Below are 16,747 nucleotides of genomic sequence, written 5' to 3' on the forward strand. Positions count from 1 at the left end.
CGCTCTCTTGACGCCCCGCGAGGAAGTGGGCCGTGTCCGCTCCGAAACGCGACGCGGGCAGGGGGCTCAACATCTGGGCGTTTCAAGGATGTGAGACTCACGCCCCCTGATCCCCCGCGTCTTTGTTTCTCCGCTATGTCGGTCGTCAAAGGAGCTCGCTTGCCCCCCTCACACCATGAAGCGGACAAACGATTCTCATCAGACTGAACCCGAGGCGAAGCCCCGGGACTTGTACAACCCCCCCTTTGTCATGTGACAAAGGGGGTGCATCCAATGGTGTTACAGCCGTTTCATCGCCCGGTAGCTCGCTTCAATCGTGCGCTCGATATCCTCCTCCGTGTGCGCGAGGGAAACGAACATCCCTTCGAACTGGGACGGCGGGATCATGACGCCTTCTTCCAGCAGGTAGTGGAAGTAGGCGGAGAAGCGCTGCAGATCGGATGTTTTGGCCGTCTCGTAATTGATGACAGGCGTATCGGTGAAGAAGAGACAAACCATGGAGCCGACGCGGTTGACGGTGTGCGGCAGGCCCAGCCTGCGGGCATTGTCGGCCAGTCCCTCGGCCAGTCGGGCGGAGCGGGCTTCCAGCTGCTCATACACACCCGGACGTCCCAGTTCCCGCAGTGTCGTGATTCCCGCCGCCATCGCCAGCGGGTTGCCGGAGAGGGTGCCGGCCTGATAGATGGGACCGGCCGGCGCCACCTGCTGCATGATCTCCCGCTTGCCGCCGTATGCCCCGACCGGCAGGCCGCCGCCGATCACCTTGCCCATGGTGGTCAAATCCGGCGTGATGCCGTACAACTCCTGCGCCCCGCCGCGCGCGACGCGAAAGCCGGTCATCACCTCGTCAAAGATGAGCAGGGTCCCGTGCTGCGCCGTGATCTCGCGCAGCTCTTCCAGGAAGCCCGGCTTCGGCGGCACAACGCCCATATTGCCTGCAACCGGCTCGACGATGACGGCCGCCAGCTCGTGGCCGAATTTGTCAAACGCCAGCCGTACGCTGTCGAGATCGTTGTACGGCACGGTAATGGTATGGACGGCTGTGGTCTGGGGCACGCCGGGGCTGTCCGGCAGACCCAGGGTGGCCACGCCGGAGCCCGCCTTGATCAGGAGACTGTCGGCATGGCCGTGATAACAGCCTTCGAATTTCATGATCTTGTCGCGTTTGGTATACCCTCGCGCCAGCCGCAGCGCGCTCATCGTCGCCTCGGTTCCGGAGTTGACCATCCGGACCACTTCCACGGAAGGCACGATCTCGCACACCAGCTTGGCCATCTCCGTCTCCCGTTCCGTCGGCGCACCGAAGCTGGTGCCGAGCGACGCCGCCTCCTGGATGGCCGCAAGCACCTGCGGATGCGCGTGCCCCAGGATCAGCGGCCCCCAGGAGCCGATATAATCGATGTAGGTATTGCCGTCCACGTCTGTCACCCGGGAGCCTTCCCCCTTGACGATGTAGACGGGATTGCCGCCCACGCTCCGGAACGCGCGGACCGGGCTGTTCACTCCGCCGGGGATGTACTGCTGGGCCTCGGCATAGAGCTTCTTCGACATTTCATAGCCTTTATGCATCTGCTTCACCTCATATCATCATCCAGCCGACGTAAGCTGACGCTCCACCCACACGCCGTTGGCTAATGCTCTACCCACTCGGCGAAAGCTATCGCTGCGCCGGGCGGGGCCCTTCAGCCCTTCTTTCGCTGCTTCAGCGCTTTCAAGTGTTTGCACGATCCTACTATGGAAACAACCGCTACAGCCCCAAACGCTGGGCGACCGCCTCTTCCCATTCGTAAATCTCCGGCGTGAAGTAAGAAACCCGCGTCTTCTTGTATTCTTTGGTGGAGTACAGCGTGATGCGGTCGGTAATGCCGGTCTCGTCTTCGATCGCCTGCAGGATGGCTTCGCACTCCTCCATATCGCGGCCATGCACCATCGTGAAGATGTTGTACTTCCAGTCCGGGTAGATCGGGCGCAGGTAGCAGTGGCTCACCGCCCGGAAGCTGCCCATTTTGTAGCCGATCTCATCCGTCCGGTCTTCCGGCACATGCCACACGCCCATGCCGTTGGCGCGGAAGCCCGCTTTGCGGTGGTTGAGCACGGCGGAGAAACGGCGCATCTGCCCGCGTTCCACCAGCAACTTCGCATGCGCAAGCAGCTGGTCGGTCGTCATGTTCAGATTGGCCGCCCATTCATCAAACGGTCGGGAGACAAACGGCAGGTCCTTCTGCAGCTCCAGAATCACCTTGATGTCCAGATCGGTCAGCGGAATGCTCATCGCCGCCCGGCGCATCTCCTCGGTGTAGTTGGGGTCTGCCTTGGCATTCGCTTCATTTTCCTTTTTCACATCCAGCTGCACGCCGATCTTGAAGAGCTTCAAGGTCGGCAGCAGGCGGATCGAATCCACCTGCCCCAGTTCGCCGAGGATCTCCACGGTCTTCTCCAGGCCGAAGCGGCTGTTGGGGGGAACCGCGATGGTGAACCAGAGGTTGAAGTCGTGATTCCGCTTGTAGTTGTGGGTGATGCCGGGATGCTCATTGAACACCTTTGCCATCTCATCCAGCTTTTCCGGGGCGATGCGCGCCGCCACCAGGCTGGATTGATAGCCGAGCGCCTTCGTATCGAAAATCGCGGATACCTGGCGAATCTCCTGCCCTTTCATGCTGCGGAGGCGCTCCAGCAGCACCTCCTCTGTCGTGCCGATCTTCTCCGCCATCGCCTTGTATGGTTCGGCGACGAGGGGAATCTCCTTCTGCACGATATCCAGAATCTCTTTATCCAGCTCATCCCGTAAGTCGACTGACATGTTACACGCCCTCCTTGAGCCATTTCGCCACATCTTTGGCATGGTAGGTGATGATGAGGTCCGCGCCTGCCCGTTTAAAGCCCACCATCGTCTCCATGACGATCCGCTGCTCATCGATCCAGCCGTTTGCCGCCGCTGCCTTCACCATGGAATATTCCGCGCTCACATTGTAGACGACAAGCGGCAGATCAAAATTGGCCCGCAGCCGCAGCACCATGTCCATGTAAGCCAGGCCTGGCTTCACCATCAGGAAATCGGCGCCCTGCTCCACATCGGCGGCCGCCTCGCGCAGTCCTTCGCGCGCGTTGGCCGGGTCCATCTGGTAGGTTTTCCGGTCGCCGAACTGCGGCGCGGAATGGGCGGCATCGCGGAACGGCCCGTAGTAGGAGGACGCGTATTTCACCGCGTAGGACATGATCGGCACATGGACGAAGCCCGCTTCATCCAGCGCCTGCCGGATCGCCGCCACGAAACCGTCCATCATGTTGGACGGCGCGATGATGTCGGCGCCCGCCTGCGCCTGGGAGACCGCCGTCTTGGCCAGCAGCTTCAACGTTTCGTCGTTGTCGACGTATCCGTCATGCAGCACGCCGCAGTGCCCGTGATCGGTATATTGGCACAGGCAGGTGTCAGCGATCACCACCAGCTGCGGATACGCTTCCTTGATCAGGCGGATCGCCTGCTGCACGATGCCGTTCTCCGCGTAGGCCTGGCTGCCGCATGCATCTTTTTCGGCCGGCACGCCGAACACCAGCAGGGATTGGATGCCCAGGCCCACTACTTCATCCAGCTCCTGCTTCAACAGATCCAGCGAGTAATGATAGACGCCCGGCATGGAAGCGATCTCTTCCTTGATGCCCGTTCCTTCCACGACAAACAGCGGATAAATCAAATCTTCCACCCGCACATGATGCTCCCGCACCAGATTGCGCATCGCGGCGCTGTGGCGCAGGCGGCGATGCCGTTCAAACGTTCTGTTCATAATCGTGTCCCCTCCCTGGTTTTACCCGACCGGCGGCAGTTAGCGCTGCGCCGCGCGGGACTCGCTGGACAGCAGGGCGTCCAGCAGCCCTTGAATCGAATACTCTTGCGCAACGATATCCGGTGTAATGCCCAGCGCTTTGGCCGTTTCGGCGGTGATGGGGCCGATGCAGGCCACCTGCACGCCGTCGAGCAGCTCCGTCACATGCTCGGAACCCAACGCCTGGACAAAGTTTTTCACAGTGGACGAACTGGTAAACGTGACGATATGGATCGCCTTGCGCTTCAACAGTTCAATGGTTTCCGCCGCATTTTCCGCGTCGATGACCGTCTCGTACGTGTCCGCTTCGGTCACCGCCATGCCCCTTTCCCGCAGCTCGCGCGGGAGCGTTTCCCGGGCGATGTCGGCGCGCGGCAGCAGCACCTTTTCCCCGGGCTTCATCTGATCCGCCAGGCTGTTCAGCAGTCCCTCCGCCCGGAACTCTCCCGGCAGCACCTGAACGAGCAGTCCTTTTTCCTCCAGCGCCGCCGCCGTTTTGGGTCCGACGGCGGCCAGCTTCGCCTTCATCCGGCGGATGTCCACACCCAGTTCGCGCAGCCGTTTGAAGAAAAAGGAGACGCCGTTGACACTGGTGAAGATCACCCAGTCGAAGGTGTCAAGCTGCTGGATCGCCTCATCCAGCGGCCGGCTGTCGCGGGGCGGGATCATTTTGACCAGCGGGAATTCGTACGCTTCTCCGCCCAGCTCGACGATGCGCTCCGACAGCTCGCTGGCCTGGCTGCGCGCCCGCGTCACCAGCACCCGTTTGCCGAACAGCGGCTTTTTCTCAAACCACTGCAGCTTCTCGCGCAGTCTGACCACTTCGCCGACGATGATGATCGCCGGGTTGCTGAGCCCCGCTTCTTCCCGCTTTTCTACGATATTCTCCAGCGTGCCGACCAATGTCTCCTGCTCCACGGTGGTTCCCCACCGGATCAGGGCCACGGGGGTTTGAGGCGAGCGGCCGTATCTGATCAGCTGCTCCCGAATGAACGGCAGGTTGCCCACCCCCATGTAAAACACAATCGTTTCCACCGCCGTGGCCAGCTTTTCCCAGTTGATGCTGGAAGCCGTTTTCTCCGGCCGTTCGTGCCCCGTGACGATGGCCAGCGAGGAATTGAAATCGCGGTGCGTCACGGGAATGCCGGCATAGGCGGGGGCGGCGATGCCGGAGGTGATGCCCGGCACGATCTCAAACGGGATGCCGTGCTTCACCAGCTCTTCCGCTTCTTCTCCCACGCGCCCGAAAATGGAGGGGTCTCCTCCCTTCAGCCGTGTCACCACTTTGCCTTCCAACGCCTTTTCCACCAGCACTTGATTGATCTCTTCCTGCGTCAGGGTATGCCGATCCGGCAGCTTGCCGCAGTAGATCAATTCCGCGTCCGGCCGGGCGTGGGCCAGGAGACGGGGGCTTGCCAGCCTGTCGTAGACGATGCAGTCCGCCTGTTTGATCGTCTCCAGGCCGCGCACGGTGATCAGCTTCGGGTCACCCGGACCCGCCCCGACGAGAAACACTTTGCCTTTGCTCATAGCCGATTCTCCTCCCGCACCTTGGCCAGCACCTCGCCGGCACCGTCCGCCAATACGCGCTCCGCCGTCTCGCGGCCGAGCGCCTGCGGATCCGTTCCTGTCTGTGTATGGGTAAAAAGCCGCGAGCCGTCCGGTGCGGCCACCAGGCCGGTCATCCTGATCAGCGGCAGTCCGTTCTCCGCTGTTCCTTCCACGGTCGCATAGGCGCCGATCGGCACCTGGCAGCCTCCCTGCAGCGTGTGCAGGAAGGCGCGCTCCGCCGTCACGGCAAGGCGTGTCGGCAGATGGTCGAAGCGCGCCAGCAGGGCCAACATGTCGCCGTCGTCGGCTCGGCATTCGACGGCCAGCGCCCCCTGGCCGACAGCCGGAATGCTGATCTCCACCGGCAAGAACTGCGTCACCGTCCCCTGCCAGTTGACCCGCTCCAGGCCCGCCGCCGCCAGCACGATGGCGTCAAAGTTTTCTTCCTGCAGCTTGCGAACCCGCGTATCGATATTGCCCCGGATCGGTTTGATGACCAGATCGGGCCGACGGGCAAGCAGTTGGGCGGCGCGGCGCAGGCTGCTCGTGCCGACCACCGCGCCTGCCGGCAGCTCATCCAGTGTCCTGCCGTCTCTGCTCAACAGGACGTCCCGCGGGTCCACCCGCTCCGGGATCGCCCCGATGACGAGTCCTTCCGGCAATTCGGCCGGCATATCCTTCAGGCTGTGGACCGCCATGTCCGTTTCATGGTCAAGCAGGGACTGCTCGATCTCTTTGACAAACAATCCTTTCCCCCCCACTTTGGAGAGGGTCACATCGAGGATTTTGTCCCCTTTGGTGACAATTTCCCGAATCTCGAAGCCCGCGTCGGGATCGAGCCGTTTCAGTTGGTCAATCACCCAGTTGGTTTGTGTCAGCGCAAGCATGCTCCTGCGCGTGCCTACTTTCCAGAGTTTCATCGTTGCCTCCCTGCGGTCCCGCCGCGCGCTGCTGCTGCTGGATCAGGACCGCTGCCATCTGATATCGCTCTTCCTCGCCCGCCGTCAGATAGGCATCGTGCAAGAGCTCGCGAAAAATCGCCTTTCGTTTCGCCGGATCCGTCACGTCCCGCATCACCTGCTTGCGGATTGCGGCGAGAAAATCCACGTATGATTCATATTCGCTGCCGATCTCCCTCTCGATCCGCTGCCTGATCTTGCGGGCCAATCCCGGGCTTGCGCCGGAGGTGGAGATCGCGATCAACAGCTTTCCCCGCTGGACGACCGACGGCACAATGAAATTGCAGAGATCAGGGCGATCCACAATGTTGATCCAGCCCCCCGCCTCCTTCACGTCCCGCCAGACGGCCAGATTCACCTCGGCCTGATCCGTCGCCGCAATGACCAGATCATATCCTGCCGCTGCCCGCGGGGTGTAGGGCTCCCTGCGCCACGTCAGTTTTCCGGCACCGGCCCAAGCCGCGATCTCTTCCGTCGCCAGCGGCGCGATTACCGTCACAGCGGCCGCTGCATGGAGCAGGGCTTCGATCTTGCGGGTGGCCACCTCTCCCCCGCCGACCACCAGACAGGGCTTCCCCGTCAGGTCAAGGACGATCGGAAAGTGTGTCTGCATCCAATCCCTCTCTTCCCGTCACAGCCAGCGATGAAAGCTGGAGGTGTCCGTCATCAAAAAATTAAGGATAAGCAGGGCAAAGGCCCCCAGATTCCAGACGGCCAGCCTGCGGGCCTGCCAGGTGTCGGTCAGGCGGCGGTACAGCCAGACCGAATAGGCCAGCAGAACGAGCGCCGACATCCATACCTTGGGGTCCAGCCAGAAATATCCGGATAATACCAGTTGTGCCCAAATACTCCCCAGGATAACAGCCAGCAGCAGCAGCGGCACGCCCACCATGTTGCTGTGAAACGAAAACTGCTCCAGGCGCTCCAGGCTGGGCAGACGGCGCAACAGCGGCGTCCAGCGCTTCTCTTTGAGCAATTTGTGCTGCAGGAGATACATGGCGGAGAAGATCATGGAGAGGGAAAACGCGCCGTAGCTCAGCATCGCCATCGTGATGTGAATGAACAGGAGTTCGGAGACGCGGGCATCCGTGACGCCATGCAGCGGGCTTTCCGAGAGAAACATGGAGAGCGTCAGCACGACAAAGCCGATCACGTTGGCAAAAAAAACGAGTATGTCAATTCGGAAGAAATAGTTAATCAACAGCGACAAGGAGACCAACACCCATGAATAGAAAAAAAGGGTCTCAAACAGGGTGAGCACCGGAAAATAAGGCTTCTGAGCCATCTGCGAAACGAAGAAAACGGTTTGCAGCGCCCAAACGACAGCAAGCAACCCGAAAGCCAGTCGGTTGACTTTCCGGTTGCTTTGCAGAAAATCGTTAAAATAGAAGAGAACACTCGCTGCATAGAGAAAGATCGTCAGGTCGTAGATCCATCTCGTGTCCGCCATATTCGCTCTCCTCTCTTTCCTAGCGGCATGCCGCCCTAATCGCCGATGCGGGGGGCAAGCGCCTGTTCGCGCACGACCTGCCGCTGTTTCTCATTCGCCCAGGCCGCCTCCTGTTGGTTGCGCTCCACGATCTCCTCCAGGGCGAAGATCGTGGCGAACAGCTCCAGCACTTCCTCGCCGCTTTTTCCTGCCGCCAGTTCCTTCAACCGGACGACCGGGTCGTGCAGCAGCTGGTTGATGATGCCTTTGGTATGCTTGCGGATCACATGCAGCTCCCGCTCTGTCAGATTGGGCAGTTTATTCTCGATCTTGCGCATCGCATCGCCGTGAATGGCAAACGCCTTTTCACGCAGGGCGGCGATCAGCGGCACGACGCCCAGCGTCTGGTACCAGGTGGTAAAGGCGGCGACCTCTTCGCGGATCATCTCCTCGATGCGCTCCGCTTCCTTGCTGCGTTCCGCCAGATTGCTGGCGACGATTCCTTCCAGATCATCGATGTCATACAGGTAGACATTGTCCAGCTCATGCAGACCGGGGTCCAGATCGCGCGGCACGGCGATGTCAATCATGAACAGCGGACGGTTTTTGCGCTGCCTGAGAATTGGCTTCAGCTGTTCGGGCGTCACCACATAACCGGTCGCCCCCGTGGAACTGATGACGATATCGGCGGCGAGCAGCGCCTGGGGCAGCTGCTCCATGGTACAGGCGTCGCCGTGGAATTTGGCCGCCAGGGCTCTTGCCCGCTCCAACGTCCGGTTGGCCACCGTCACGCGGCTGGAGCCGTTGGCATGCAGGTGCTTGGCGGTCAATTCGCTCATCTTGCCCGCGCCGATGATCAGCACGTGCTTCCCTTCAAAGGAGCCGAAAATCTTCTTGCCCAGCTCAATCGCGGCGTAGCTGACGGATACGGCGTTCTCGTTGATGCCGGTCTCGGTATGGGCGCGCTTCGCCAGCGTGATCGCCTGTTTGAACAGCGTGTTGAACACCGTCCCGGTTACCTTTTGTTCCTGTGCGAGCAGGAAGGCGTCACGCACCTGCCCAAGGATCTGGGTCTCTCCCATGACCATGGAATCAAGACCGCAGGTGACTCGGAAAAGATGCTCGATCGCGTCCACATTTTCTTTTATGTACAGGTGGTCCTGGAATGTTTCCTTTTCCACGCCGAACCAGTCGGCCAGGAAGTTGCGGGAATAGAAGCGGCCGGTGTGCAATTGGTCGCACACGACATAGATCTCCGTACGATTGCATGTGCCCAGAATCACGCACTCCACGATGCTCTTCGTTTGGGAGAGAAGATGAAGAGCCCGAGACGTGCTGTCGTCGGTAAAGGCAAACTTCTCGCGGATTTCGACAGGTGCCGTTTTGTAATTTAGTCCGATGAGCAGGATGTCCATGTCCTTCCTCCCAGTCGTGTGTGCGTTCTATCTGTAAAATTGCACTCTTATTATATCATTATGTCCCCATACAAGCAGGTTAAAATGTGAAAAGTTTATTAAGGTTCACGTTTCGACAGGAGGAAGCAGGTCCTGCCTGCCGGTTTTCGGGCGTTTCCTTTCTGGGCAAACAGGTGCGCTGCCCGGTGAAACAGCCTGAGCCCGGTAGCGTAACCGGGCTCAGGCTGCCTACATCCGAAACCGTTTCACGATCCTGTCCAGCGCCGCAGATTTCTCCGCCAGCTGATTGGCATCTTCCGCCAGCCGATAGATGGACACGATGTTTCCCTCCACCGCCGCCGCAGCCGCCGTCACGCTTTCGGTGAACGCTGCCGCGATTCCCTCGATCTGCCGGAGGGTCTCTTCGATCGCCCGGCTGTGCTCCAGCGCCCGCCGCGCCCGGTCGCTGTTTTCCACGGACTGCCGCTTCGTTTCGTCAACCGCCACCCGGAGGCTTTGGATCGCTTCCCCCGCCTGCTTTACATGGCCGACAGCCGTTTGCAGCTCCGCGAGATTTGTCTCCGCACTGCCGGCCGCCTCGTTGGCCCCCGTCTGGATCGTTTGGACCGCCGTCAGAATGCGCCGGGCAAACGATGCGGTTTCTTCCGCCAGCAGCCGGATCTCATTGGCCACCACGGCGAATCCGCGCCCCTGTTCACCGGCCCTTGCCGCTTCAATCGCCGCGTTCAAGGCCAGGGTATTGGTCTGGCGGGCGATGCGGGTGATCGCGGACACCTGCGCACCGATCAGATCGGCTTCCTGGGCCAGCAGCCGAATCCGCTGGACGTATCCGGCCATCTCCTGCTCCACCTGACCCACTTCTGCCGCCGCCGCAGCAACGGCCTCGGTCCCGCGGGTGGTTACCAGCGCCGCTTCCTGGCTCATCCGCTCCGCCAAAACGACGGCATCCGTCATCTCGCTCAGCATGCGCAGCATCTCCTCCAGCCGCTGGATCGCCGCCCCCGTCACATGGGCTTGCTGGCCGGCTCCCGTTTTGAACTGGTTGAACATCCCGCCAAGCTCTTCGAACGTTTCCGTCAGCTCCCTGGCCTGTCCGGCCTGCACCTGGCTGATATCCCGCGTGGTTGCAGCCGTGGCGGCAATCTCGCCGACGATGTTTTGGATGCCGATCGCCATTTTGTTCAGTTCGAAGCTCATCTGATGAAACTCATCGCGGGAATCGTTTTCCAACCGCCTGGTCAGATCGCCGGCGGAGACGGCCCTTGCCATCTGATGCCACGCCTTCATCTGGCGCCTGAACATCCGATAGATCAACCCGCTCAGACAGAGGCCAAGAAAAAGGGAACCGCCCGCCGTGGCTGCCAGCGGCAGAAGGGGCAGCTGGCCAACCCAGCCGATGGCGGCGGCGAACAAGGAGGGGAGGATGCCGACGCCCAGCATGAGCGGCCCGAGAAACGGCCGGTGCACAAGGGTTCCCATCCTCAGGACATACGACATGCCATTGATGCTGCAGACAGGCGCTGCGGAATCGATCAGCCACTCCCCCGTATTGCGCGGATACAATTGGGACAGCACCTCGCGCGTACGGGCCGCCTTTTGCCCCACCTCATCGCCAAAGAGAATGCCCTCCCTCAGCCTGTTGGTGTGGATAACCCCCAGGCCTGTCTGATCCACCAGCACGAAATACTCCTGTTCCCCCAGATGCTCGTCCAGGATGCGGCGAATCTCCTCCCGCATTTCATCAATATCGCCAGCCGCTTGCAAACGGGCGGCCAGCATTTCTGCAACCGCTTTCACTTTTGCTTCTGCCAAACGGGCTCGTCTGGAACGCAAGATGGATGTTTTCACAGCGTTGCTCCCCCTTACCGAACGAGATCGTAATTTAGGTCTGCTGTTTTTTCCTGTCTTTATCATACACGGAATATTCCGCCAAATATATATGATTTTTGCTTGCGTTCCCGTCGGCAATGTTTTATGATGCAGGGAAATATTTGTAGAGACATGCGGGGGAAGAGAGGAATCATGGGAAAGAAGCAGCTTGTCGCCGATCTGGTTTTGCTATTGATCGCATTTATTTGGGGAGCCACGTTTCTCGTCGTGCAGAACGCGGTTTCCACACTGCCTCCCAATACATTCAACGGCGTCCGTTTTACCATCGCTTCGCTCTTTTTGGCACTGATCCTGCTGCTGTTTGCCCGGCACGAACGGGCCAGCTTCAACCGGCAGCTCGTCAAAAACGGGATGTTTGTCGGCTTGTGGCTGTTCGCGGGGTATGCCCTGCAGACGATGGGACTGGTTTACACGACGCCCTCCAAGGCAGGGTTTATCACGGGCTTGTCCGTCGTGCTCGTTCCGCTGTTCTCCTTCCTGTTCCTGCGCGAAAGAATCAAGTGGCCGGCTGTGGCGGGGGTTCTGATCGCCGTGGCGGGGCTCTATCTGCTGACGCTGGGGGAATCGCCGCGGCTCAATACGGGAGATCTGCTGGTGTTTGGCTGTGCCATCAGCTTCGCGCTGCAGATCGTGTTTACGGGCAAGTATGCGCCGCACCACCCGCCGCTGCCGCTCGCCATCGTCCAGTTGGCATCGGTCGCCCTGTTCAGCTGGATATATGCCTTCTTCCTGGAGGAGTGGCAGCTCGCCTTCGACATGCAGGCGATGCTCTCTCCGGAAGTGGCGTGGGGGCTGTTTATCACAGCGATTCCGGCCACCGCCCTGGCGTTCCTGGCCCAGACGGCTTTCCAGCAGCAAACCTCCTCTACGCGGGTGGCCTTGATTTTTGCCATGGAACCCGTGTTTGCCGCCCTGAGCGCCTATCTGTGGATCGATGAGCTGCTCACCGGCAGGCAGATCCTCGGCTGCGCCCTGATCTTTGCCGGCATGATCCTGGCCGAGCTGCCGGTTGGCGAGTGGCTGCGCCGGAAACGTCCCGCCGCCTCCAGACAGGAGACCGGTTGAGGGCAGAACTGGCGGATCACCTTCCAGAGACGGGAAGGGTCAGTGTGGAGACAAAGCCCCGTCCTGTCATGGGAGATACAACTCCTCCTGCAGCACTGGTATTGAGTCATTTTCAAAATCCCCTCTCCTGGAATGTTGTCTGGACAACATCATTCTAACCGAGGGTTTTTGAAATGGCTCTCTTTTTTATAGAGACTGTGTTTTTACACAATGATAAGGACTCAACTTCTGCCGTCAACATTTTTGTTGCATAACATATAATAACTATGTATATTGTTATATAACAGAAATGCGTTGGGGAGGGGGAGTGATCCATGAAAAAACGCGTCGAAAAAGCATATAAAATTGCGGAATTGATGATCCGCGTCTTCGAAATCGGTCTGTCCTTTTTTATCGTGATCGGTATCTTCATCGAAGGAATTATGCACGCAAAACGGCTGTGGAATGTGACTTTTGAAGGCGAGTTGCAGTCATTTCAAATTTTTCTTGACAACGTGTTAATGTATATCATCGGCCTCGAAGTCGCGATGTTGTTTGTCAAGCGTGAACCGAACATTATGGTGGACATCCTGATCTTTGCCATCGCGCGAAAAATGATTATCGATACATCAAAAGGTATCGACTTTATGTTTGGAGCGTTTGCCATACTTATCTTGTTCATCGTCAAATGCTATGGGATCAGCTGTATTTTGCTGCCGGGGTATTTCCGGCGGACGGCGAACTCTCCGGATTCGAATCCTCGCTCCTCCGACACTCAAACTCAAGTTTGACACCAAACCACTACATGTGGATAACTGAGTGCGACAGGCATTCTTTGGGAACAACTGGTATTGAGCGATTCTTACGGAAACTAATGGATGATGCAGAGATTACTGTCCACTACGAGGAAGCGATTATTATTCCTTAGTGCTCTGTGTCAAATTTAAGTCAAAGTTTGGGTTAACTGTCCAGTTTAACCGCATCGCCCACTCTCTCCTAGGAAATCGCACAAAAAAACCGCCGGGCAGGCGGTCTCATGCCATGAACCTCCTTTTCCGCAGGCTACACCCAGCCGCGGGCTTTCATGGCGTCCACAATTCGTTGCAGGGAAATCATATAGGCTGCAGTCCTCAGATCGGTCTTATACGTGTTCGCCGCCTGAATGACCGCATGGAAGCTGCGAACCATCACCTCTGACAGCTTGACGTTCACTTCTTCTTCACTCCAGTAATAATTCATCAAGTTTTGCACCCATTCGAAGTATGAAACCGTCACGCCTCCTGCATTCGCCAAAATATCCGGGATCACCCATATCTGATTGGCCGCAAGGATTTGATCCGCATCCGGGGTGATCGGGCCGTTTGCCCCCTCCGCAATGATCCTGGCTTTGATCCGGTCGGCATTCTCCGCTGTAATAGAGTTTTCCATTGCGGCCGGAACCAAAATGTCCACATCCAGTTCGAGTAGTGCCTGGGGATCGATTTGATAATCAGCGCCATAATCCAGTATGGAACCTTGATCTTTCAGACGCTCTACTTTCGTAATGTCGAGCCCGTCCGGATCCAAAACGGCCCCTTTCGAATCGCTGACCGCCACGATTTTGCATCCCAGTCCCGACAGCAGTTTTGCCGTATGTCTCCCCACATTGCCGAAGCCTTGGATGGCGACAGTGGCATCTTGCAAAGGCCGGCCGAGTTCTTTCATCGCTTCCCTGATCGTGATGACACAACCGCGGGCGGTTGCCTCGGTTCTCCCTTTGGAGCCTCCCAAAATCAACGGCTTTCCGGTAATGACGCCGGGGGAGAACGATTTATTCAAGCGGCTGAATGTATCCATCATCCAACCCATCACTTGCGAGTTCGTGTAAACATCCGGTGCAGGTATGTCTTTGTCCGGACCGATAATCTGGGCAATCGCTTCGATAAATCCCCGGCTGATCCGTTCGAGTTCACCGGGGCTGAGATTGCGCGGATCACAGATGACACCGCCTTTGGCACCTCCGTAGGGAAGCCCCACCACCCCGCATTTGAAAGACATCAACATCGACAGGGCCTTGACTTCATCCAGTGTGACATTGGGATGAAAGCGAATCCCGCCTTTGGTCGGACCGATCGCATCGTTATGTTGGGATCTGTACCCCTCAAACACCCGGATTGTACCGTCATCCATTTTCACAGGGAAGGACACTGAGAGAACCCGCATCGGTTTTTTCAATATTTCCACAATGTGCGAATCCAGGCGCAGTTTATCTGCGGCAGTTTCAATCTGCTTCTTCGCAATATCATACGGATTCAAAGTTTCTGACATAATGATTTTTCCATCCCTCCCTGATCTGGTCCCCAATTCTTGCATCAATCCACAGAAAAAAGTCGCATCCTACCGATATCGGCATGTGGCCGCCACCAACGCCGCCTGCCCCAGACTGATGCCCCCGTCATTGGGAGGTACCTGCCTCCCCAGCCATACGTTCATGGCGCTTTCCGCAAACAGTTCCTTCAGATCGGTCAGCAAAAGAGTATTTTGAAAGACACCGCCGGCCAGTACAACCGTGTCGACCCCGTGGGCTTCTCCCAAAGCAAGGACGCTTTTATATAGGCCTTCTGCGATGCTCCTGTGAAACGAACGGGCAATCGCCGCCACATCCCGTCCGTTCAAACGATCTTCGAGCATTGCATGCAAAAGAGGACGATAATCAAGCTCTTTTTCATCCCACGGAAAAGGATACACCCTTTCCACAGGGACAGTGCGGGCGAGATGTTCGAGCCAAATGGCTGCCTGCCCTTCAAACGAAATGGCATCGGTGAAGCCCAAAATGGCTGACGCTGCATCAAACAGCCGACCGACGGACGTGGTGGGAAAAGTGCGGAGGTTTTTTTCCACCAGTTTGAAGGCGGTAAAAAACCGTTCCGGAAAAGCAAGCCGTCGGCCCATATCCATCGCCAATCCCGGATCGTCTGCAAAGAAACCGGTCATCGCCTGCAGCGGTATGCGAGCCGCCGCATCGCCGCCGGGCAGCACGGCGTAACGAAGATGGCCGCACCGTTCCAACCCTTCTGCGGCACTTCCGACAAACAGCTCCCCACCCCAGATTGCCCCATCGTCGCCAAAGCCTGTCCCGTCAAATGCCACTCCGATCACCCGTTTGTCCAGGGCCTTCCGTTCCGCCAGCACTGATGCCACATGGGCACGATGATGCTGGATGCCAAAGTGCTCGCAGGCTTCCAAACCACGTGCAAATTGGGCGGAGCGATGATCCGGATGGAGATCATACGCCACGACCGTTTCCGCCAATGGGACGTCATACATCGACATCAGGTCGAAGACGGTCTGCTCAAACGCCGTATACGCCTGGTACCGCGTCAGATCCCCCAAATGTTGGCTGATGATCGCCTGCCCTTTGACGACCAGAGTAACGGTATTTTTCAAGTCAGACCCGACAGCAAGAATGGACCGTTCACCGGGCAATTGAGTGACAGGAAACGGGGCGTACCCCCTCGCCCTGCGGAGTACGGTGGGGCCGAATGCACTCATACGAACGATGGAATCATCGACGAAACGGGCAATGGGACGCTCCCCGATGAGCCAAGCGTCGGCCAGCCCGCGCAGCGCTTCGGTCGCGTCTTCATCAGTATAGACGATGGGTTCGCTGGAACGATTCCCGCTCGTCATTACCAGTACAGGCGGCGCTCCGAAATGAAACAGCATATGATGGAGAGGCGTATACGGAAGCATTACGCCCAAATCGGCGTTGTCGGGGGCGATGCCCGGGAGTGTCCGGTGTGCCCTGGCCAATACGATAGGACAGGTTGAAGACGTAAGGAGTTCTTCTTCTTCGGGTGAAAGATCTATCAGCGTCCGCGCCGTCTCCATGTCTTTTACCATCAGGGCGAACGGTTTCGCCTTGCGGAGCTTCCGTTCCCTGAGTGTCCACACTGCCTGACTGTTTTCAGCATCGCACGCCAGGTGATACCCGCCAAGCCCTTTGATCGCCAGGATGCGCCCTTCGCGGAGAAGTTGGGCCGTCTTTTCGATAACTTTGTCATCCCCACGCATCTCTCCGCCTTGCCACCGCAAGTAATAATGAGGCCCACATTCGGGACAGGCGGTTGGCTGCGCGTGGAACCGGCGGTTGGTCGGCGCATGATATTCGGCTGAACAAGTCTCGCACAAGGGCCACGCTTTCATCGTCGTATAGGGACGGTCATACGGCAGGCGCTGTATCACGGTATATCGCGGACCGCACTCCGTGCAATTGATGTACGGATACAGATAGCGGCGGTTTGCAGGATCGAACAGCTCGCTTAAACACGCCGGACACACGGCGAGATCGGCAGGGATGTACACTGTCGGCCGATCATTGCGCATGCTTTCACGGATTTGAAAATCGGGGAATCCTTCCACAGCTGCGTCTTCGATTTCCAGACCGGTCACCTGGGCTAACGCAGGAGGACGTGTCGTGATTTCTTGAAGAAACGACTGGAGGGCATCTGTGTCCCCTTCCGCATGGATCTCGACGCCGCTTTCCCCGTTGAGCACCCATCCGCTGATCTCCCACCGCTTGGCCAAGCGAAAGATAAAGGGGCGGAATCCGATTCCTTGGACAACGCCATAAACGCGAATCCGACGTGCCGTCTTCAT

Annotated in this window: 13 protein-coding genes; 2 read left to right on the forward strand and 11 right to left on the reverse strand. The window is 58.4% G+C overall.

What is annotated here, in order from left to right:
* Nucleotides 1-279: 279 nt before the first annotated feature.
* The 9 genes from hemL to G3578_RS21255 all read right to left on the reverse strand — a co-directional run bounded on the left by hemL (nt 280) and on the right by G3578_RS21255 (nt 11,023).
* On the reverse strand, nt 280-1,569 hold the full coding sequence (gene hemL, locus G3578_RS04020) for a glutamate-1-semialdehyde 2,1-aminomutase (protein WP_165208857.1): 1,290 nt from the start codon (nt 1,567-1,569) through the stop codon (nt 280-282).
* Between the two features lie 178 nt (nt 1,570-1,747).
* Nucleotides 1,748-2,800 carry a siroheme decarboxylase subunit alpha gene (gene ahbA / locus G3578_RS04025; protein ID WP_165208859.1) on the reverse strand — a complete coding sequence of 351 codons (1,053 nt, stop codon included), beginning with the start codon at nt 2,798-2,800 and terminating at the stop codon, nt 1,748-1,750.
* Between the two features lies 1 nt (nt 2,801).
* Nucleotides 2,802-3,782, reverse strand: coding sequence for a porphobilinogen synthase (gene hemB / locus G3578_RS04030; RefSeq protein ID WP_165208861.1), 981 nt, complete (start codon nt 3,780-3,782; stop codon nt 2,802-2,804).
* 39 nt (nt 3,783-3,821) lie between these two features.
* A complete protein-coding gene (gene cobA / locus G3578_RS04035) occupies nt 3,822-5,351 on the reverse strand; it encodes a uroporphyrinogen-III C-methyltransferase (RefSeq protein WP_165208863.1) in 1,530 nt (509 codons plus the stop codon).
* The gene (gene hemC / locus G3578_RS04040) at nt 5,348-6,292 is read right to left on the reverse strand and encodes a hydroxymethylbilane synthase (protein WP_165208865.1); all 945 of its coding nucleotides are present in this window, start codon (nt 6,290-6,292) and stop codon (nt 5,348-5,350) included. Before hemC ends, cobA begins: the two co-directional genes overlap by 4 nt.
* The gene (locus G3578_RS04045; protein ID WP_165208867.1) at nt 6,225-6,944 is read right to left on the reverse strand and encodes a precorrin-2 dehydrogenase/sirohydrochlorin ferrochelatase family protein; all 720 of its coding nucleotides are present in this window, start codon (nt 6,942-6,944) and stop codon (nt 6,225-6,227) included. The genes hemC and G3578_RS04045 overlap by 68 nt, the downstream gene beginning before the upstream one ends.
* Nucleotides 6,945-6,962: 18 nt before the next feature.
* The gene (locus G3578_RS04050) at nt 6,963-7,781 is read right to left on the reverse strand and encodes a cytochrome C assembly family protein (protein WP_165208877.1); all 819 of its coding nucleotides are present in this window, start codon (nt 7,779-7,781) and stop codon (nt 6,963-6,965) included.
* Nucleotides 7,782-7,816: 35 nt separating this feature from the next.
* The gene (gene hemA, locus G3578_RS04055) at nt 7,817-9,175 is read right to left on the reverse strand and encodes a glutamyl-tRNA reductase (protein WP_165208880.1); all 1,359 of its coding nucleotides are present in this window, start codon (nt 9,173-9,175) and stop codon (nt 7,817-7,819) included.
* A gap of 228 nt (nt 9,176-9,403) precedes the next feature.
* Complete coding sequence (locus G3578_RS21255) at nt 9,404-11,023, reverse strand: methyl-accepting chemotaxis protein (protein ID WP_165208883.1); 1,620 nt, start codon at nt 11,021-11,023, stop codon at nt 9,404-9,406.
* Nucleotides 11,024-11,197: 174 nt separating this feature from the next.
* Between G3578_RS21255 and G3578_RS04065 the strand changes: the two genes are divergently transcribed.
* The gene (locus tag G3578_RS04065; protein WP_165208885.1) at nt 11,198-12,130 is read left to right on the forward strand and encodes a DMT family transporter; all 933 of its coding nucleotides are present in this window, start codon (nt 11,198-11,200) and stop codon (nt 12,128-12,130) included.
* A gap of 314 nt (nt 12,131-12,444) precedes the next feature.
* Nucleotides 12,445-12,900: a hypothetical protein gene (locus G3578_RS04070; RefSeq protein ID WP_165208888.1), complete on the forward strand. Its 456-nt coding sequence runs from the start codon at nt 12,445-12,447 to the stop codon at nt 12,898-12,900.
* 271 nt (nt 12,901-13,171) lie between these two features.
* Here the strand turns inward: G3578_RS04070 and G3578_RS04075 are convergent, their stop codons facing one another.
* Together G3578_RS04075 and hypF are read right to left on the reverse strand one after the other, a co-directional pair.
* Nucleotides 13,172-14,416, reverse strand: coding sequence for a Glu/Leu/Phe/Val family dehydrogenase (locus G3578_RS04075; RefSeq protein WP_165208890.1), 1,245 nt, complete (start codon nt 14,414-14,416; stop codon nt 13,172-13,174).
* Nucleotides 14,417-14,485: 69 nt separating this feature from the next.
* Complete coding sequence (hypF, locus tag G3578_RS04080) at nt 14,486-16,747, reverse strand: carbamoyltransferase HypF (protein WP_165208893.1); 2,262 nt, start codon at nt 16,745-16,747, stop codon at nt 14,486-14,488.

The organism is Brevibacillus sp. SYP-B805 (genome assembly GCF_011059135.1).
Classification (GTDB): Bacteria; Bacillota; Bacilli; order Brevibacillales; family Brevibacillaceae; genus Brevibacillus_F.